General features: G+C 36.3%; 13 protein-coding genes. All 13 read right to left on the bottom strand.

The window, feature by feature from the left end:
- Positions 1-60 precede the first annotated feature (60 nt).
- A complete protein-coding gene (locus LZ480_RS01860) occupies positions 61-2,559 on the bottom strand; it encodes an S-layer homology domain-containing protein (RefSeq protein ID WP_241367633.1) in 2,499 nt (832 codons plus the stop codon).
- Between the two features lie 331 nt (positions 2,560-2,890).
- Entirely contained in the window at positions 2,891-4,822 is a 1,932-nt protein-coding gene (locus LZ480_RS01855; RefSeq protein WP_241367632.1) for a stalk domain-containing protein, read from the bottom strand.
- Between the two features lie 304 nt (positions 4,823-5,126).
- A complete protein-coding gene (locus LZ480_RS01850) occupies positions 5,127-7,958 on the bottom strand; it encodes an S-layer homology domain-containing protein (protein ID WP_241367631.1) in 2,832 nt (943 codons plus the stop codon).
- 757 nt (positions 7,959-8,715) lie between these two features.
- Entirely contained in the window at positions 8,716-10,533 is a 1,818-nt protein-coding gene (locus LZ480_RS01845) for an SH3 domain-containing protein (protein WP_241367630.1), read from the bottom strand.
- Positions 10,534-10,619: 86 nt separating this feature from the next.
- Positions 10,620-11,735, bottom strand: coding sequence for a phosphodiester glycosidase family protein (locus LZ480_RS01840; RefSeq protein WP_241367629.1), 1,116 nt, complete (start codon positions 11,733-11,735; stop codon positions 10,620-10,622).
- A 428-nt stretch (positions 11,736-12,163) separates the two neighbouring features.
- A complete protein-coding gene (locus LZ480_RS01835) occupies positions 12,164-12,727 on the bottom strand; it encodes a sugar transferase (protein WP_241367628.1) in 564 nt (187 codons plus the stop codon).
- On the bottom strand, positions 12,724-13,590 hold the full coding sequence (locus LZ480_RS01830; protein ID WP_241367627.1) for an NAD-dependent epimerase/dehydratase family protein: 867 nt from the start codon (positions 13,588-13,590) through the stop codon (positions 12,724-12,726). The genes LZ480_RS01835 and LZ480_RS01830 overlap by 4 nt, the downstream gene beginning before the upstream one ends.
- A 66-nt stretch (positions 13,591-13,656) precedes the next feature.
- Positions 13,657-14,673 (bottom strand): UDP-glucose 4-epimerase GalE, encoded by a 1,017-nt coding sequence (gene galE / locus LZ480_RS01825; protein WP_241367626.1) that lies wholly within the window; start codon positions 14,671-14,673, stop codon positions 13,657-13,659.
- An 8-nt stretch (positions 14,674-14,681) separates the two neighbouring features.
- The gene (locus tag LZ480_RS01820; protein WP_241367625.1) at positions 14,682-15,797 is read right to left on the bottom strand and encodes a glycosyltransferase family 4 protein; all 1,116 of its coding nucleotides are present in this window, start codon (positions 15,795-15,797) and stop codon (positions 14,682-14,684) included.
- Between the two features lie 17 nt (positions 15,798-15,814).
- Positions 15,815-16,519, bottom strand: a complete 705-nt coding sequence (locus LZ480_RS01815; protein ID WP_241367624.1) for a glycosyltransferase family 32 protein — start codon at positions 16,517-16,519, stop codon at positions 15,815-15,817.
- Positions 16,520-16,542: 23 nt separating this feature from the next.
- Positions 16,543-18,054 carry an oligosaccharide flippase family protein gene (locus LZ480_RS01810; protein WP_241367623.1) on the bottom strand — a complete coding sequence of 504 codons (1,512 nt, stop codon included), beginning with the start codon at positions 18,052-18,054 and terminating at the stop codon, positions 16,543-16,545.
- Between the two features lie 138 nt (positions 18,055-18,192).
- Complete coding sequence (locus LZ480_RS01805; protein ID WP_241367622.1) at positions 18,193-19,110, bottom strand: glycosyltransferase family 2 protein; 918 nt, start codon at positions 19,108-19,110, stop codon at positions 18,193-18,195.
- 20 nt (positions 19,111-19,130) lie between these two features.
- Positions 19,131-20,288 (bottom strand): hypothetical protein, encoded by a 1,158-nt coding sequence (locus LZ480_RS01800; protein ID WP_241367621.1) that lies wholly within the window; start codon positions 20,286-20,288, stop codon positions 19,131-19,133.
- Between the last annotated feature and the right edge of the window lie 38 nt (positions 20,289-20,326).

Below are 20,326 nucleotides of genomic sequence, written 5' to 3'. Positions count from 1 at the left end.
GAGCGCACTGCACTTAATCTATTCTTTATTAGAAATAACTATTATTTCATGCTATTCTACTTATTTTTGCAAAATTTTTGATAGGAATGTAGCAAATTCGGCACGCGTGATACTGTTATTTGGTTTAAAGGTATTATCCGGGTAGCCGCCTGTTAATTGGTTTGAATATACGGTTGCAATCGCATCATATGCCCAGTGAGAACTTGGCACATCCTTAAATGGCAATTTCGCAGTGCCTGATAAATTGTAGGCACGCTTTAAGATTGTCGCCATTTCGGCACGCGTTAGCTTACCGTCTGGACTGAATTTACTTGCTTCACGACCTGTTATTATGCCTTTTTCTGATACAGCTGCAATCGCGCCGTATGCAAAGTGACTCGCCTTGACATCATCAAATTCAACCTTATTGGTAGATGAAATCCCTAGTGCGCGTGCAATAATTGTTGCTGCCTCTGCACGAGAAATTGTACTTTCAGGCTTGAATGTTCCGTTTGGATAGCCCTTTACCAATTCTTTTGTATTTAAATATTCAATGGTTGAACTTGCCCAATGTGATAATTTCAAATCTGTATATAATGGCTCTTTGTAATCGTCCTTATAAACCGCCTGTAATTGATCGAAATAAAGCACGCCTTTATTTTGATTTGCTGCATCAGGCTCTGTCACATAAATGCGGTCGAATTTTATCGGTAATGCTAATGTTTGTGGAACTTCAGCCGTAACGTACTTCCAGCCTGACCAATCTAGCTTGCCTTGTTGTGTGAAATCAAGAGTATGCTTTTGTCCATTGCCATCAATAATCGAACCGCGCAACCAATGCTTCGCCGCATCTCCGTATACCCAAACACCGATTTGTTTCGGCAAACCTTCCATAGTAATTGGTGATTGTGCTACAGCATATGCCGCTTTCGTGCCTGATTCTGCCGTTGTGAAATCATAGTTAAGCTTTAATGATGACTGACCTTCGCGGAACGGTTCAGCTTTTGAAGCATTCACAATGGTAGCCGTAGCTTTTGCTGTCGTAACAGCCCAATTCGAAGTAACGTCAAATGAATCCACCACTTCAACTGCTTCCGGGGCTTTTGTCACTTTTATAGGAAACTCGGAACGTACGCCATTATAAGTAGCGACAATTTTGCCAGCGCCTACTTTTGTTGCCGTAAAGCTTGTCCCATTTAATGTACCGATACCCCCTTCTACAGACCACTTCACCTGATCCTTTTGAATGACAGCCGGATTTAAAAATTCATCATAGGCTAATGACACATCTGCTGTTGCAGTTGTTTCTATCGGCATTGAGCTTGGAATGCCTGTAATTGAAAAGGCTTTTACTGTTCCAGCAGGTGCGTTATTAATTACTTGAAGCGTAGCAGAAACTCGGCGCTCGCTCCCTTCAGAAGGTCGATTCACAAGCGAAGGCGCCTCTTGACCTGGTGTACGCGCAACCATTGTCGTAGAACCGCCACCATCTAGGTTAATCGCGTATTTTGCCCCTTTTGAAATTAAATAAGAGGCTAAGTCTGTTAAAGACGTACCATTACTATAGCCGCTTTGACGCCCATCAACTGTTACTAAAAACACCTTTGTACCTGTAGCATCTACCGCCACTGCTGTACGGTCGCTACGTGTTTTGACAAATGACGAATCGGTCGGCATCGAAATATTCACTTTCCCATCTTTCACCAATAATGGACCCGCAGCTAAAATGAATTTGGCATTTTTCCATTTATCATCAATATTCAAATCGACTTGAATTGGTGCACCTACTTCAAGTGATGCCTTCAATTGCTCGGCAGTTGCTTTATCTTGGATTGAGATTACAAAACCATCCGTTGGTACAGCGGAGTTACCGGATTGACCGTATTCCGTCACACTTGCGACTGTACCTGAAATTGAATCGCCAAAGCTTAATGATTTCGTGCTTTTTGAAGCACCCGTCACGACAATTTCTAGACCCCAGTTATTGGTGCTTGTTGAAGCCTTATCAGCCGTATATAGCACTGTTGTCCCTGTGACACGCTCCGTATTAATGCGGTCTATCGTAAATTGTTGACCTGCAACCGTAAAGGATAAATCCGTTGTATAATAATCGGCAATTGCTTGACCCGAAGCCGTTACACCAAATGCAACCGGCTGCTGAGTTGGGCTGTTTGCGTTTTCACCTAAAATACCATAATTGACAATAACATTATTATTCACTAATAAATTTGCTGGTAAACCATTTCCTAGGAAATATGACGCGTTAGTTGCGCCTACTACTCTATGTCCTTCATAATTATGTATTTTCGAAATAGCAGAAGTTGTTTTTAAGGAATTGATTGGATCGGGCATACCTACTTCTAATGAGGTGTAGCGATTGTTCAAATCGATATTTAAAAAGTTGACAACCTCTTTTGTTTCTGCTGATTGATATTGTTCTTGTATGTACTCTACACCCGGTGAAACGGTTGTTTTTTTATCCGTCACTTTTTCGTCAAATGCCGCTTCGCTATCTGCTACAAAAAACGTAGCCTGCGCAGCGACTACTGCCACAGCAGCGGTCACAATTTTTTTGTTCACAAGTCTCTCTCCATTTCTATTACATTCTGTCTTTCAAAAGGATAACATACTATTATAGTCAACGGTGGAAATTCAATTAATTGAAACATACGTCATTGAAAATTAATATAAAAGGAGGTGTCCGAGAAAAGATTCTGGGACACCTCCTTTGCGCCGAGGATGGAGGCCAGCACGATGCTGGTTATGAATGCGTTGTCACATGATATGACGGTTTTAGCATTCGTTCTTATTTCGACCACCGCAAAAGCACTACGCGAGAAATATTTACTTCTCGCGCAGACCCCTTTGCACTGACCAAAAAGTTATGACTTTTTGGTCAGCCCCGTACTATTTATCTCGTTTCTACATAAATTGCGACTGGCAAATTACTGCCGCCTGCGTGAATGATTTCTAGGTTGATGACATCATTCATTTTTTTCGAACGGTGTACAGGTAATTGTACATATTCTTGACCTGGTTTTAAAGTTGGGATTAAATACGTTCTCCCATTCATTTTCACCGCACCACTATAAAAGCCGCCGCGTCCTGTTATTTTAACAACAACATATTTTAGCTTACCCGTGTTATTGACAACTGGAATATCGACTTTATAAGTCATACCAAAATGCCCTGGGTTGCCAACTGTGCCATTCATTTTATCTAATGAGTTTTCAGCTGTTAAGAAATGGTCTGTTTTTCCGTTTGAAATGTTATAACCAACTTGCTCACTATCAACTGTATACGATGGTAAAGTTACCTTTAATGCCGAGCTTGGCCATACTCCACGCGGATGTGCTGCATATTCATTAATTCGTACAGCAGGCGTTTGAATTGCTTCTAGCTTCGGCTCACTATCTAAGCTAATGACTGTTCGAATTGTATAATTCACCTCAGCTCCTGTTACCGAACGGATATCAAAATCATGTGTAAATCCTAGTAAATAATTTTTACCAATATCATATGATTGAATGATTTTCGTTTCACCTGGCGCAATGGTCATCTTACTTTCCTTTGCATCGCGTAACGTATTCGTTAATACCGCATCTGATAAAGGTAAGCCTACATCGAATGTACTCCAGCTATTGCTTGTTGTTTGTGACACACCTTTAGAATTCATCACTTGAATTTCAGAAGATGAAGTATTTTGAATAGTAATCCCGATTTTAGCGCGATCACCTAGTTTGTTAATATGCCAACCATAGACACGGTGCTCTTTTGTCGAAGTAACACCTTGCACATGATTTTCAGCTAATGTTTCATTGGCACTCATAATAATTGTCGGAGTTAATTCCTCAGGGTTGTCACTGACAAATAACTCACGCTTACCATCTAATGCTGCATTTTCGACTAATTGTGGTACATTTAATGAACCATATGATTTTTCTAAAAAGTCACTTGTCATTATGTAGTCATACAAAGAAATATAGATAGTTCTATCTTCTTGTACATAGCGTAATGAGCCACCATTTTTAAATGAATCCACAATAAATTTCACGGGTACATACATTTCGCCATATTGAATAAATGGCTTCTCGTTCCCCGAATACAGCTCTCCATTGATATAAATTTTATTGCTGTTCTCTGTGAAATTAAATGTTATACCTGAAATTGTTAGATCCAAGCTCGTTTCATTCACCCACTGGTTAAAACTATCCTGTAAATAATCACTGAAATAATTCACTGGGATATACATGCGCCCATCTTTTGTAATTGGCGGCAGTTCCATTTCAACACGCTGATTGTTCATATATAAAATATACTTTTCTTCAGGTATGATCGGCGCTGGCTCTTCTGGCTCTTCTTCACCTGGGCTTTGGCCATCATTCGTATCTTCGTTTAAAATAATTTCTACTACTTTGTTTTCTTGATTCCAATATACTTGTCCGTCTGAATTTTCACTGACAAATCGCATTGGAATATAGGTACGATCTTTGTAAATCATTGGGGCAACAAGTAATTGCGCATTATCGCCGTTCACTTTTGCCGTTTTTGAGTTAATTGTCAATTCAACAATTTGACCATTACGTTCACTTGTCGCTATTTTATCTATTTGATTCCAGCTTACTTCTGCGCCAATTGCTTCATAAAAATCACGCATCGGTAAAAGAATTGTCCCACTATTATTTAAAATAGGATCATTAAACGAAATAATTTCTCCATTAATGATTACTGTGACCTTTTGTTCGACTAAGTTTTTATTCGTTTCTGCGGCATAGCTTGGACTTACAAAGAACAAACTCATTGCCAGTACTGCCGTAAACAGTACCGCAAGATATTTTTTCATCTTTACACTCCTCACACTTTTCAAGTCTTTCACTATGATAACATACACTTTTGCTTAGATGGGAGCAAAAGCGAATAATGATACTTTTAGAATAGAAATTAATTGGAAATTATTAAGATAGAAGTGACAGTTGTTTGGATTTAATCTAGCTAGATCGACCAAAAGAGGTTAGGTCATAAACCCCTTTGAATTAAAAATTTTGTGCTGCAACCTATAGTTCATTAGTAAACCTAGCATATATGAAAAAACCTGCCGAAGATTTCTCTCCGACAGGTTTTTCAACTTCAATTTAAGTTACAATAAATTAGTTTAATGTTACATCTAATGTAGAAGCAATGTTATCATTATCATCTTCAATATCAAATGTACCATTTGCTTTTAATACTACTTTTTTAGTAGAAGCAATATCAGATGATAAGTCTAATCCTGTAACTGTTACACGAACACCAGTTGTACCATTTTGAGCTGTTGCTACTGTTGCAGTAGATTTAACACCATCAATGTATAGATCAAAATCAGTACCAGTTGCAACTGTCACATTTTCATCAAATGTTAAGTCAATTACTGAGTTTGCACCAAAAGTAATAGACTTTGATTTAACTTTAGCAGCAACGTTTTCTTTAATTACTACAGATGCAGTTGTTGAGTCAATTGCTTTAATTGAAGAGTTAAATCCTTTTACATTTTGTACAGTTACTTGATAATTTCCTGTAAGTTTTACAGTATCGGCAGTTAAGTAAACTTTAACAGAACCAGAAGCCGCTGTATTTGAAGCTAATTTAACTTCTTTTACAGTAGCACCTTCAACTGTATAGTTCGCTTTGTCTGTTGCTGAAGCTGGGTCTACAGTTTTATCAAAGTTCACAGTAACGTAACGGCCATCAGCATCTACACCTTCAGCACCAATTGTAGCTACTAATTTTGTAGTAGTTGCATCTGAAGAGTTGTTTACAAACTTAACAGTTGTTTTTTCTAAGTCATTAGAGAATGCATCTTTAAAGTAACCTTTTGCAAATTCAACTGAATATTCTACACCCGTTTTTAGTGCAGGTGAAACGTTTGTTAAATTAATTTTAAATGAAGTTCCATCTGTTCCGTTTGGAGTTACGTCAGCTGCAATATTACCTGCTGCTAAAGTAGCAGTTTGTTCAACACCAAACTCATCTTTAAATTTAAATGCTAAAGCAGTATTACCAACTTTAGATACTTTTTCAGAGAAGTTTACTACTAAGTAGTTAACTCCAGCAATTTTTTGTACAGAAGTAGAAGTAACTGTTGGAGCAGTTTTATCAGTATTGAATGTTACTAATTTAGAAGTTGCTTCTAAAGTATTACCTGATAGGTCTGTAGCTGCACCAGCTAGTAAGTCTAAATAAGCTGCTGTTGTTTGAGCTGACGCTAAAGTAACAACAAATTTAGTTTTTGTAGTATCTCCTGCTTTTGGAGCGATACTAGAAATTACTGTGTTAGCTTGAGAACCGTTAAATTTAAATTTATCAAAGTTACCTGCAGTAACAGTTGTATCTAGAGTTACCGCTTCATCAAATGTTACTTCAACTGAAGTAGCAGATGTAGCTACTGTAGAAACAACTTTTGGAGCAGTAACATCTGAATTTGATACCGTTACTGTTTGTGTAGTTGGAACAGAAATGTTACCTGCAAAATCAGTTAATGAAGGAATTGTAACAGTTACTTCTTTACCAGCGTTTACAGCATTATTGTTATTCACTAAAGTAACTTGTAATGTTTTACCATTGTTAGTTAATGTAGTTGCACCACTAATTACTGAAGTTCCATCTGCTAAAGTAGCAGTAACGTTACCAGTAGAAGTTACTGGTTCAGTTAAATTAATATTGAAAACATACTTACTTTCGTTTTTAACACCTTCAATTGCAGCACGAGTTGTGTCTTTAATGCTGAATTTTGCTTTTACTTCTGGTAAAGCTTTTTTGCCATCAGCAGTTAAAACTACATCTTTAGCAATCTTTAATACATAGTTACCCTCTAAGTTAGAAGCTACGTAAACATTTAAAGTTTTGCCATCTTCAGATAACTCCGCTTTTTTACCAGTTAAAGTAACTGGAGTAGCAGTTGCAGTATCCTCAACTAACGTGAAATCAGCATCTACATCACCATTAGTATCAATAACAGTTTCTTTCTTTACAGCTTTAGTGAATTTAACTTGGATTGTTGAACCGTTAATCGCAGTAACTGATTCTACATTTAAATCTTTTGCAGCTTCTTCAGCTTTAGCGATTGCAGCTTTAGTAGTTTCTACAGCTTTTTTAGCAGAAGCAATTGCTTCATTAACTTTAGCTGCTTGCTCTTCAGATACTACTTCTTTAGCAGCTTCTAATGCAGTTTCTACAGTAACAATTGCAGTTTCAGCAGTTGTAACTCCAGCTTTAGCAGCTTCAATTTCTTCTACTTTAACTTCAGTTTTTAATGCTTTTACAGCTTCATCTAAAGCTTTAGTTGCTTCTTCAACAGCAGCTAATAATTCAGCTGAGTTATCTGTTCCAGCGTCAATCGCACGAGTTAACATTACAGCAAACTCTTGACGAGAGATTGAATCAGTTGCAGCTAATTTGTCGCCTTTACCGTTGATAACGCCGTTAGCTACAGCAGTTGAAAGGTAACCTTCAGACCATTTACCAGATACAGATTTTGCGTCAGCAAATTTTGAAAGGTCTGCTTCACCTTCTAAACCGTAAGCTTCTACGATCATTTTCGCAGCTTGTTCACGAGTTAATTTACCGTTTGGAGCAAACTCAGTTGCAGTCATACCGTTTACGATACCAGCGTTAACTACAGCAACAACGTACTCTTGGAACCATTGGCCATCTTTAACGTCAGCGAAGTTTTCAGTACCTTCAGTATCTAAACCTAATGCAACTGTGAACATTTTTGCAGCTTGTGCACGAGTTACAGTACCAGCTGGGTTAAATGAACCATCTGGGTTACCAGTGATTACTTCTTTTGCAGCTAAAGCTTCTACAGCTTCTTTAGCCCAAGATGCGATTTGATCTGCATCTGTGAATTCAGCAGCTGAAGCTACTGGTACGATTGCTGATGCTACTAATGCAGCAGTTGCAGCTGTCGCAAAGAATTTACGACCTGTATTTTGTTTTGACATTAAATTTCCTCCTAAGACGTATCATTGTTCCAACACATTTTTGAAACAAAACTATAAATTTCACCATTATTACTCTTTTTTCACTATGTATTCCAAAAGAAAATGGCTGACGCTTTCGCTAATGAATTATTTTTAACAGATTTCTCTATTAATAATTCTATTTGATTATAACATACATTTGGTAAAGTACTAACTTTTCTTATTACATTTTTATTAATTTTCCATTACAAATGTTAGAAAATAGTTAACAATGATGTCATTTTAATACAATATATGGTTCTATGAGGTATTAATTACTAATAATTGCATTTATCCCAATCAATTGATTATCTATTAAAAATCCGCTATTTATTATCCATCAATAAGATGTTTAGCTATTTCCGATGATATTTCTTGTTTAAGAAAATTAAAAAACACGAAAAGATTCAATAAAGAATTCTTCACGTGTTTTCATTTAATATGAGCTTGTCATTATTTTGTAATATCCATCGCTAATGGTTCATTGAGGATGACATGAGATTCCAATTTTAATCAGGAATGGATTTTTCAGAGTATTCGCATGCAAATGCTCTAAAATCGCACATAAACCCCAGAAATCCGCACGTATCTTGCGTGTATTCGCACAGATCTGCACAAAATTCGCACGTATATTTCGAAAAGCGCACATACCGTAGCTCACCGAAGCAGTATAGTACCTTATCAGGAATATCACCCCCTTGTTACGGTGATATTCCTACTAATTACATGTTGTTTCTTCTTATTTAAGAATACGTTTACGATAAAAATAATACGACGATGCAAAAGTACTCACTACTAACATAGCTCCCCCTAATAATAGCCACCAACTAATCGGTGGTCCATCTTCCGCTTCAAGTTGCGCTCGTGCATCCTCCTCTGTTTCCGTTACTTCCATTTCCTGTTTTTCCTCTGGTTGCCCTGCTTTTTGCTCTGCAGATAGTTTCTGAATAGCATCCAAAGAATTTTCATACACGCCGAATTGATTTACATTTAAATAATCAAGCGAGTCCACAGTATCGATATAGACGAATTTCACATCTGATTTAAATGGCAGTCTTTTTAAAAGTACATACCCCTGTCCAACTTTGTTGCCTGCAATAATCATGCTTTCATTTGTTGGCGAAACCTTCATCTCTAGCGGCATTTCATAATCCGTGTAATTCAGTGCAATATAGCCGTTTTCTAACGTTTTTATCGCTAATAGCTGACGATATATGTATGTCTCCACTTGAGTTTCCTCTATTATGTTTGCTACATAATTTTCATTGGTCATTAAGTAGCCCGTATCATTAGCCAACTGGTTAAAATCATCTGGCTTCATTTTCTCACCATAAAAATCGTAAATCATTTGATCGATAGAAGCTCGTTCATATGTAATAGCTGTTTCGTTGTTCGTTATGAGTAACTGCGTTGAATCGAAGCCGGTCATACCGTTTGCTATTCCGCGCTGTACCGCTTTAAAATACGTCAACATATTTCGCTCAATATTACTTTTGTAAGGGATTTCTAAATAAACAGATTGGTCAAGCAGTAGCTGTAGTTTTTCAAGCTCCGTTTGTTCAAAATCGAATTGCTTTTCAGGCATAACCGTCTCCGCTAAATCCAATAATTCCTTTTTTATACGATTGGTATCAAATTGGAAACGCTCATTCAATGCAGATGATTTATAGTGATCATCGTAAATTACTTTGATTACTTTTGATTTTTCATAGGTCGAAAATAATTCACGGTAGTCCTGCTCCATTAATGTCGTTGTTTGACCATCCTTTGACAACGCATAATTCTCTAAGTAAATCGATTCTTCATAATCATTTTTTAGCTCTGCCCCGTAATAATCCTTTGAGGCAACTTGCTCATAGGTGAACGTTTGCTCATCCAAAGAGCCATCCCCTGCACTCAATACAAAATACGACTTTACATAACTATTTGCAGTAATTTCGTAGCTTTCTTTGCCTGCACTCACTTCAAAGTAATCGGTTTTGGCTTGGCTGTTTAATTGCTTAAGCATATACTTTTTTTCATCATTCATTTGAGCATGATGATATACGTAATAGTTATCGCCGTTTTTTAAAATGGTTAAGCCGCTTTTACTGTTCTTTTGATAAATCAGTTGTTCACCGCTATATATGTATTCTTCATACTGACCTTTTGATGGATCTGCATCACGTACGATATAAAGGTCCTCGATACCATCCTGTGTAAAATCAGCAACTAAGGCGTATATAATATGGTCAAATTTTGAAAGTTGCTGATAATAGCCTGCATAAATAGACAATAAATCTGCAGTAAACGGTGCAATGGTTTCACTTGGCACCCAGCCTAGCCTACCTTTGTAATCTAACTTCACCCAATTGTCCTGTTGGCGAACAAAATTCACTCGCGCACCCTTAGATAGTTTCGCGACAACCATCCCTTTTTCATCTGCACTTGCTGTCAGTGACACGCCATTTGTCGTTGTCACTATATATTGCTGCCCTTCCTCCTGCGCCATAACAAATGGATTTGGCAATAGCGCAGTAAAAAGTAGCACACTCAACATGATTTTAAAAAATTTCATAGGCTTCCTCATCTCACATCATTGTTGTCGTTTTTATCTTACCAAATGATTGGTAGAGAAAGTGGGGCATGTTCGAATATACACGATTATTTCACTAGTAAGCCGACTGCAATATCGCGTCCTGGTGGTGTGATGTATTTCCCGTTTGCATAAAGACCGCTTGATGCACCACCGTCGGAATTCATCGCATCCACTGCGCCTAATTGTTTCATCGCTGAAGCAAGTTGTTGCACAGTTGCACCACTTGTTGTTACAAAAATAAGCTGACGATTTGGTAAAATACCGATCGCACTTCTCGCACCAGGTGAACTCAAAATTTTGTGACTTGAAAAGCCTTCTGCAATCGGATCAACCGTTACCGAGCCATTTGTTATTAAACGCGGTCCTACTTGAATCGCTTCTTGTACATTTCCCTCTGCAAATAGTTTCATAAATTGCTCGCCTGGTAAAATGCTGACATTGCCGTCCTTTAACACATAAAATACCGAGAATTTTGGATCAAATACCTTTACACGCTCACCGTTCATTACTAAACCGTTGTACACTGTACGGTAGCTAGAATTCGAATAGGCATCAAAATAATTACCGTTAATCGCAACTTGTGCATTATGCTTTTTTGCAATGGTAGCTAACGAACCAACTGAACCTAATTTGTCGTTCGCTAGCTCCACATGCAATGATGTATTTGGCGCTAATAAATTCACAGACACCACATTCATCGCTAGTTTTTTCCCACCAGCATTGACTGTTTTCTTTGTCACCGTTACTTTTGGCTTGCTCATAACTTGCTCTGGATAGACTGAAACCTTATATGTAGTTGCTCCAACCTGATAAGAAACTTCTTTTTTCGCTTGATCCCAATTCATCGGTGCATCAAATAAAAATGCGACTTCACGCACAGGAACATACACCGTGCTTTGAAGCATCTTCGGCTGTGTATCCATTTGGCGAATGACTTGTCCCGCACTTTTAATCGCCTTACTTCCCAGCGTTAGCTTGTATTTATTGTCGATTGTCACAACCTTACTGGCATTGTCCCAATCGACAGCCACTGAAAATGTTTCTGCAATCATACGCAGCGGTACAAGTGTGCGATTTGAGCCATCCTCTACAACACCGTAGGAATTGGCATATGTATTTGGTGTGTGTAGGTTAAAGCTGATGAGTAACACGAATAATGCAGTAATAATTATTTTCTTCATTTTTTTAGCTCCTTCAAATTTCCAAAATAGCATATACGCTTTATATCGGTTCGTACAAAGAATTTAAAACTGCAAGAGGCAAAATTAATACGGACTCTAACGATACATCGCTAGAAAATGAACTTTTTTTACGCTACGTAATTTTATAATATTCGCAAATGAAAGTTTGGAAATATAGGAGTACTGTACTTCAATACTGTTCGGCATTTGAATGACTTTAAAGAAAAAAAACAAAAGCACTGCAGAAATTTTCATTCCACAATGCTTTTGGTAAAGTTACTAAAGACTTATTCATTTAGCGACTTTTTAAGTTTGGTGTTGCCTAATATTTCGAGTTAAATAAGACCACTCACTTTGTATTGTAATTTTCTTACAATTCAGACCAGTTCCTGAAGGGCGTACCGTTACCAAGGAGCCATCTTCTAAATTTATTTCAATTTAACCCCTTCAGCCTTTAACACACTAAATAACGTCAGCCAAATAATTTTCAAATCAAAACCAATACCCTTATTTTCTACATAATGAAGATCATAACGAACCTTTTCTTCATCGGAAATAAAGTCACGTCCCATTACCTGCGCATACCCTGTTAATCCCGGTCTCACAGCGTTTACATTTACCTCATCGCGCATTGCGATTAACTCATACTGATTATAAAGTGCAGGGCGAGGTCCTACCACCGACATATCACCTTTTAAAATATTAAAAAGTTGGGGCAACTCATCTAAGCTCGTTTTGCGAATAAATTTCCCTACTTTCGTAATATACACACTAGGATCCCCTAAAGCTTCTGTCGATACATTCGGTGTTTCTGTATACATAGAACGAAACTTATAAATTTCAAATAATTCGCCATTTAAACCGACTCGCTTTTGTTTGAATAGAATAGATCCTTTCGAATCTAGCTTAATCCAAGTTGCTACTAGTAACATCGGAATTGCAAAAATAATGATTGCAACCAAAGAAAGGAAAAAATCTAACAGACGCTTCATTTGACATCCTCCTTCCACTGCCGTTCTGTAAGTTCAATTGCCTCAGCTAGATTGAATTTTTGATACGAATTCCCATTATACTGTGAAATATTTTGCGCATATGTCAAATTCCCAAAGACTTTATTCATTAACGAGACATTCGAAAGTGTTTTAGTTATTAGAGCTCTACCCATCTTACTCAAAAAAATACGGTGATTATTGTGCTTAGAAATCATTAACACCATTTGCGACGTATTCATAAAAGCCCCATCTTGCGGATGGAAAATGCCAGCATCTTTACTCAAAATCAATTGATTAATAAATTCACATAAATGATCAATAAATAACATACTACGTTCATTTTCAATAGAAGGGAAGATTGGCGTTTTCTTTGCCAATTTCCGAAGCAAGGCATAATTCCCCGGACAATTCGGTCCATAAATCATCGGTGGTCGAACAATAGATACCGTAAAATACTCATCTTGTAATGCTTGTAATGCTTGTTCGGCAGCCAATTTAGACTCTCCATAAAAAGTTATTGGCTTTAACGAGCTATGTCCATTAATTTCGCCTCGTTGTTGTCCATACACAGCCATCGTACTTAAGAAAATAAAATGCTTTACACCTTGACTCTTAGCATTTTCAGCAATTTCAATCGTTAAATCTGTATTCACCTTAAAATAATCAGCTTTTTGATAATGGCTTTCCTTCTTATGAACTAACGCGGCTGTGTGGATACATACGTCAAAATGATTAAATTCAATATCCTTTATTCCTTGACGCACACTTACTGCTACCGTATCCGTAATTAGCGGATTATTCTTGCATGCTTTTACTAATTTTTGGGCTACATAACCATTTTTTCCGATTATCAATACCTTCATAAATTACTCCCCATTACTACCTATTTCAGTGGTTAAGAATGTACTCCTGCTAACACTTACAAACTATCAATCTTCGGTCATGCTATGTAAAATATTTTGATACCAATTCCATGAATCATAACACATAGCCTGCAAATCATACTGAGCATCCCATCCAAGCAGCATGCTCGCTTTGGAAATATCAGCAATACTTGCAACAATATCCCCTTCTCGGCGTGCAACAATGTCAAATGGAACCTTTACGCTATTTACATCCTCAAATGTACGAATTAAATCAAAAACAGAGTAACCAATCCCCGTACCAAGATTAAACGCCTCACAGCCTTCAAATGCTTTTATATAATTTAGCGCCTTTACATGTCCCTTTGCTAAATCCATCACATGAATAAAATCCCTGATACAGCTACCGTCCTCGGTTTCATAATCGCCACCAAACACTTGTAATGCCGAAGTTTCTCCGCTAGCTGCTTTTAAAATATGAGGCATCAAGTTATTTGGCACACCAAAGGGCATTTCTCCTAACAAGCCACTTTTATGCGCGCCAATTGGATTAAAATAACGCATTAACGCAAAACTCCAGCCAGCTTGTGCTGCGACGATATCCTGTAAAATTTCTTCTAGCATTAATTTTGTACGGCCGTATGGATTCGGTGCATGAAGGGATAAATCTTCCTTTAGTGGCGGTGTATGCAAGTCTCCATAAACCGTTGCAGAAGAACTAAAGACCAATTTCTTCACATCAAATTCTTTCATCACATCGAGCAAGTTGAGCGTACTCATTAAATTGTTTTGATAATACATCAGTGGATTACGAACAGATTCACCTACCGATTTAAAGCCTGCAAAATGAATGACAGCGGTAATCGCGTTTTCCTTAAAAACCGTTCGCAACTTATCTAAATCCAATAAATCTAATTGAATAAATGGAATTTTCTTATGAACAATTGTTTCGATTCGCTCTAATACATCAATAACAGATTTTGATAAATTATCAATGATTAAACAATCTTCCCCTTGTTCAATTAATTCTACTACTGTATGGCTACCTATAAATCCTAGGCCACCTGTGACTAGAATCGTCATGCTTTCACCTACTTTAGCAATTTCTTATAAATCGTTATATATTCCTGTAAAACCATGTCCAACACAAACGGCTCTACTAATTGTTTCGCTCGCTGTCCCATTTGCTCTCTTAGATGCGCTGATTGTGCTAACTTTGCAAAGGCTGCTATAAGGGATTGGTCGTCCCCATGTTCTATGACATAGCCATTTTCATTTGTTTGAACTAAATCACGTAGCCCCCTCGTATTTGTTACAACACAAGGAATACTTGCCTCCATCGCCTCCATTATACTTTTCGGTAGCCCCTCGCGATGAGATAGCAATGTGACGATATCTGAAATTTGAAGCAGCTTTGGAACATCTCGTCTATACCCTAAAAAATGAATGCCTACTAATTGCTCTTTTGCTACATATGTCTGTAATTCATGTTCCATTTCGCCATTACCAATTAATAATAGCTCTAAGTTTGGATTGTCCTGCTTCAACTGTTGCCAATTCCGAAGTAAAAACTGATGATTTTTATTGGAATTCATCTCTGCAACACATGAAATAACAACGGCATCATTTGGTAAACAAAGCTGGGCCTTCATTTCAGCTTTTTCTGATGATGTTAATACTTCCGTTGTAAACTCTACGCCAACACCATGCACGTATGAAATTTTCTCCACTGGCAATAATTTTTGAGCATTTTTATAATCTTCATCATTCATCGTAATTAAATGATCTGTCCATTTTGCGGCCAACTTTTCGGCTGTATAATAGATTAGCCAATTTTGTTTCGGCGCTCCCTTATAAAAATGAAAGCCGTGCGCTGTATAAACGATTTTTCCATGCTTGACATTTCGAAAAGCCGCTCTTGATAATAACGCAGCTATCGGTGTATGTACATGCACTAAGTCAAAGCGTTCACTATGGAACAACTTTTTGAGCGCTTGGTACGCTGTCATATTTTGCGCACTAAGCGGACTTCTTGAAAAAGGTATGTCTACGCATTTTATATTCAATTTCTGTAAATTCTCTTTATCTTCATTTCCAATACCTGCCGCGGCCCATACTTCATATCCTTGCGATTGGAAATACTGCATATAGGGGATATGGAATACTGTAAGGTGACGGTATACGGAGGCTACAAATAGTATTTTCATATCCTTCTCTTTTCTAACTAAATTTTGTATTTTTTACTAAAAAATAGTCTCCTAATTATTCGAACATAATTTTTCAATAATTTATTCGACTTAGACGCCCATGAACCATTAAAATGATGTACCGTATATGTATTGTCTGTAATATGATACTCATTCGTCATGCCATTTTTAGCACAAAAGTAATCAAATGGGTAAATAGCAATCCCTTCAGCTAATTCAGAATACGTATTGCCCTCTTTCCATCCATAATGCTCTTTTGTGATTTTCGTAATAATGACAGTGTTTGTCGTTAAATCAAGTTCACCATTTTCTAAAATGAACTTTCTTCCATTATAGTAATGTAGCAATTTCTCGATCCATGGATGGTATGCCTCTGCTCCCATTGTGCCCGTTATACAATAGTCGCCTCGTTCAACACCTGTGAACGCCCTATTAGTTAATAGATCATTGAAAGATTTTGTCACTTCTACATCCGTATCCATATATATGCCACCGTGATGATATAACGCGTATAACCTGACATAATCTGAAACGAATGCATATTTTTTTTGTTCATAAGCCTCTCTTACAAAGTCATTTTGACTCAGATCAAAACTCGTTTCATTCCATTCGATGATTTCATATTCAGGAAGGTGCTGCTTCCAGCTTTGTATATAGCCTTTAGATTTTTCATCTAATTCATTGCCTCCAAACCAACAATAGTGGATCTTTTTAGGAATCATATAGAATTGCCTCCTTTCTGAGCTTAATCTCTATTCTTCAACCGCTTCACTTTATTAATAATCCATCGTTTTTCGTTTTTTGACAAATAAGTAAAATAAATAACTACACAATAGAGCACGGAGTAAATCACAATATACGTAAATAATGAGGCCCAGTCATCTACTAAAAATATTCCTTTTAAAACAAACCCTAATAGAGCAACTACACTAATACTCCCTATCAGTTTGCCTATCTCTCGCCAATAAGCAAGCATATCTAGCTGTAATTTTTGGTGATAATAAATATTCAAAACGAGCACATTTCCGATAAACACAAATATAGCAGTAATTATTGCTGTGCCTAAGCTACCATAAATCTTTATTATCGGAATAGAAATCAAGACATTTAATAACGAACAAATGATTAATGTATACGCTCGGAATATGTATTTCCCTTTTGCTTGCATAATGACTAATCCTAAATTTTGGATTAAATCTAATGAGAAAGTGGACATTAAGATCAGAACAATGACATATGTCAGCTCAAAAGTTTTTCCCACCCATAGCTCAATGAATATTTCCCCAATGATGATAAAACCAGACAAGAAGAGCCCCATTACAAATGTTTGAAACTTACTCACTTTAATAAATAAAGCATTTAACTGATTGACGTAATTTTCGGCACTCACAATATGTGTCACTCGGGGTAAAAATACGCTATTAATCGCAATAGATAATGACATAAATATATTGACGAATTGAATGGCCAAAGCAAAAACAGCGACAGTTTCAGGGTTCTTTAAAATTCCTAATAAGATTTGATCGGTTTGCCAGTAAATTTTATCTGCAATGGCCACAACAAAAATCACAATAGAATAGCCTAGAATTTCCTTCTTCAAGTCTTTTTGCACTCGCTCAAAAGACATATTAATTTTCAATGATTTTTTATAGTAGAAATAACTGACCATTAAAACGGCACTATTCACCACTGTTAAAATCACCGTTAACACGATGAGATTCGTTGAATAAAACAAATAAAAGACAGAAATGATCGGTGTCAAAGAAACGCGCAATACATTCGCTAGCTTTAAAAAGATAAACTTTTCATAAGCTTGTAAAACAGCTGAAAATGTATTTAATATAAAACCTACTGCGAAATTCACTGTCAAGATGAGAATCATCCACTGTAATGTTTCAATTTGTTCGTTTGTAAAATCGCTTGATATAACGTTTTGCAAATTCATTGCAATGGAAATCCCGATTACTAAAGTAGCTAGCCCGATATATGAAAAAAGCTTAAAAAAGTAGCCTACTAATCTTGCTTCTTTATCTTTTGTTCCGATTGCTTGGTTTTGTGCGATATATCTTACGATGGCGTTCCCAATACCTAAATCGAGCAATGATAAATAGCCCGCAATTGCTAATGCCAATGAATAAATTCCGTAATCCGCTTGTCCTAATGTCCGAATTAGGAATGGCGTATACAGCAAACCAATAACAAATGTCGCAGCAACTGAGACATAATTTAAAACAATTCCTATTTTTAATTGATTCATTGTTAAGTTCCTTATTATTTATTTGATGCCTAGTGTATACGATTTTATAATTCAAATAAGGATGAATGACTTCATTCATCCTACTAATTGTGCAGTTATTTTTCGGGATGACCCTTGTCTTTTCATCTACATTTACATCTAAAGTGACCGAATCGCTTTAAACAGCTTGATACTTCTAAGGCCATTATTAAATCGAAACTTTTTAATATATTTCATAAGCGCTGTCTTATGTTCGCTATAATTTTCAACCGTTTTATTCAAATGCAATCGATAGACAATTGCAGCGGGTAATCGATAACATTCTAGTGCACTTAGCAAAGCTAACTTCCTTGATTCATCGTTGCAATGCTTCGAAATATATTGAACTGCTAATGTGATCCATTCAATATCCTTATAAATTTTATCAATTGAATTCGAACTTAGTGAATTCTCAACGCCGATGTTATAGGTAGTCAACTCTTTTAAAACACAGCTCGGATTATGCGCATTTGTTAAAACTTCTATAAAAAATAGCATGTCTTCTCCAAAAGTTAGTGCCTCGTTAAAACAGATTTGATTATCGTTCAATAACGTTTTCTTAATCAACCAAGAATCAGTATTGGCATCTATTTTCCCTAGAATAAAATCTTTTAGAATATCTCGGCTATTTATTTTCATTTTTGATTGAATTAATTTACCACTACTTAAAAAATGCTTATGATGTTTTGTTAAAATAACATCGCTGCCCTTTTCATTCACTTGGACCATTGTTTCTTGCAAAAAATCACGATGATAAGAATCATCTGCATCTAAAAATGAAATATAGTCCCCTTTTGATACAGTCATTCCAAAATTACGTGTTGCCGAAACCCCTTTGTTCGTTTGAGAATAGCAGTTAATTTTAGTTGGATATTGCTCTTTATAAAATTGGATGATTTCATCAGTATTATCAGTTGAACCATCATTGATTAAAATTATTTCGAAATCCTGATAGCTTTGATCCAAAACCGATTGAATCGTAGTTTTTAATCGATTCCCTTTATTATAAATGGGGATAATTACCGAAATTTTAGGCATCTAAAAAACTCCTTACTGCACTAAACCCGCTTACTGTTTAACTTCCTTCTATATATTCCTTCTGAATAATATTTCACAAAAATAATGAGTAATGGTAACCAACCAACGATTCTTAGCCTAGAACCCGTCCCAAAATTGTCGTTTGAAATACTAATTAATAAGAACCATACAACCGCCTGGATGAATAAAAATAATTCGATTTTAGAAAAGACTTTTATCTTTTTTACTAAATAAATACTAATAAAGAAAAATAAAATCCCCTCTGTTACCATCAATAGCAATGTCGAGCCACCCGTAATTTGCCAAGGAAACGGTCCTATAAAATTACTCAAAACACTATAAAGATAATTAGCATAAAATAACAGGATATTCGAATGATCCAGGGAAATCCCCATCTGACTTCCACCTATTTCCAAACTCGACTGCCTATATTGCAGTACATCCGAAAATGAAAGCCCTACTACTGGGAATTTAAAGTTGCGAAACAATAGATAAAACACCGATATTCCTATAAATAATAATCCACCAATTTTAAAGAAGCTCACTTTTTTCTTACTAATCAATTTAATAAATAAGTAAACTATAGAACCGATTACAAAACTTAATAATGCATACTTTCTATAGCCACCAAGCATGATTAATACAAACACTAAAAGAACGAAATATATGACTCTTGGCCATTTGCCTTTACTAATAAATAGATTAATAAATAAGTATGTGGCCCATAAGAAAAACGCATAAATCCATGAATCTCGATAAATGGAAAGCGTAGAATTTAATAATAAACTTGGATAAAGCGTTAATAATAGAACGAGCAATGTAGCAGCCAAATGGAAAGTTTGTTCCTTACTTATCTTCTTTAAAATCAATAGTGAAAAAATGAGGATTAATAGATTCGATATTAAGTTAAACAGCCGTAAAATCATGACACTCTCCGTGTTAAAAACAGCTAAAATTATGCCAAGTACCCACACATGCATAGACGTATAAATATAAGGCTCACCATTTGCAAAATGCATTGCTTGTTCATAGTAAAATTGCCCATCATCCCCACCGCCAAATAGCGGCAGTGACAATCCGTTATAGCCACTGTTTACACTGATAAAATATAAACTGGTTGACAAAAGGAAATATATTAAACTATAGACCACTATATAAATAAATATTTGTATTTTCATTTTTTATCCCCTACTATAACCAGAACAGTAAAATCCAT

Origin of the sequence: Solibacillus palustris (genome assembly GCF_022549215.1) — a bacterium.
GTDB lineage: Bacteria > Bacillota > Bacilli > Bacillales_A > Planococcaceae > Solibacillus > Solibacillus daqui.
This window is presented reverse-complemented; position numbering and strand designations above follow the sequence as displayed.

Coding starts and splice junctions, on each gene's coding strand:
- LZ480_RS01855 (WP_241367632.1), bottom strand. CDS start 4,822: ATGAAAAAATATCTTGCGGTACTGTTTACGGCAGTACTGGCAATGAGT.
- LZ480_RS01850 (WP_241367631.1), bottom strand. CDS start 7,958: ATGTCAAAACAAAATACAGGTCGTAAATTCTTTGCGACAGCTGCAACT.
- LZ480_RS01845 (WP_241367630.1), bottom strand. CDS start 10,533: ATGAAATTTTTTAAAATCATGTTGAGTGTGCTACTTTTTACTGCGCTA.
- LZ480_RS01840 (WP_241367629.1), bottom strand. CDS start 11,735: ATGAAGAAAATAATTATTACTGCATTATTCGTGTTACTCATCAGCTTT.
- LZ480_RS01835 (WP_241367628.1), bottom strand. CDS start 12,727: ATGAAGCGTCTGTTAGATTTTTTCCTTTCTTTGGTTGCAATCATTATT.
- LZ480_RS01830 (WP_241367627.1), bottom strand. CDS start 13,590: ATGAAGGTATTGATAATCGGAAAAAATGGTTATGTAGCCCAAAAATTA.
- galE (WP_241367626.1), bottom strand. CDS start 14,673: ATGACGATTCTAGTCACAGGTGGCCTAGGATTTATAGGTAGCCATACA.
- LZ480_RS01820 (WP_241367625.1), bottom strand. CDS start 15,797: ATGAAAATACTATTTGTAGCCTCCGTATACCGTCACCTTACAGTATTC.
- LZ480_RS01815 (WP_241367624.1), bottom strand. CDS start 16,519: ATGATTCCTAAAAAGATCCACTATTGTTGGTTTGGAGGCAATGAATTA.
- LZ480_RS01810 (WP_241367623.1), bottom strand. CDS start 18,054: ATGAATCAATTAAAAATAGGAATTGTTTTAAATTATGTCTCAGTTGCT.
- LZ480_RS01805 (WP_241367622.1), bottom strand. CDS start 19,110: ATGCCTAAAATTTCGGTAATTATCCCCATTTATAATAAAGGGAATCGA.
- LZ480_RS01800 (WP_241367621.1), bottom strand. CDS start 20,288: ATGAAAATACAAATATTTATTTATATAGTGGTCTATAGTTTAATATAT.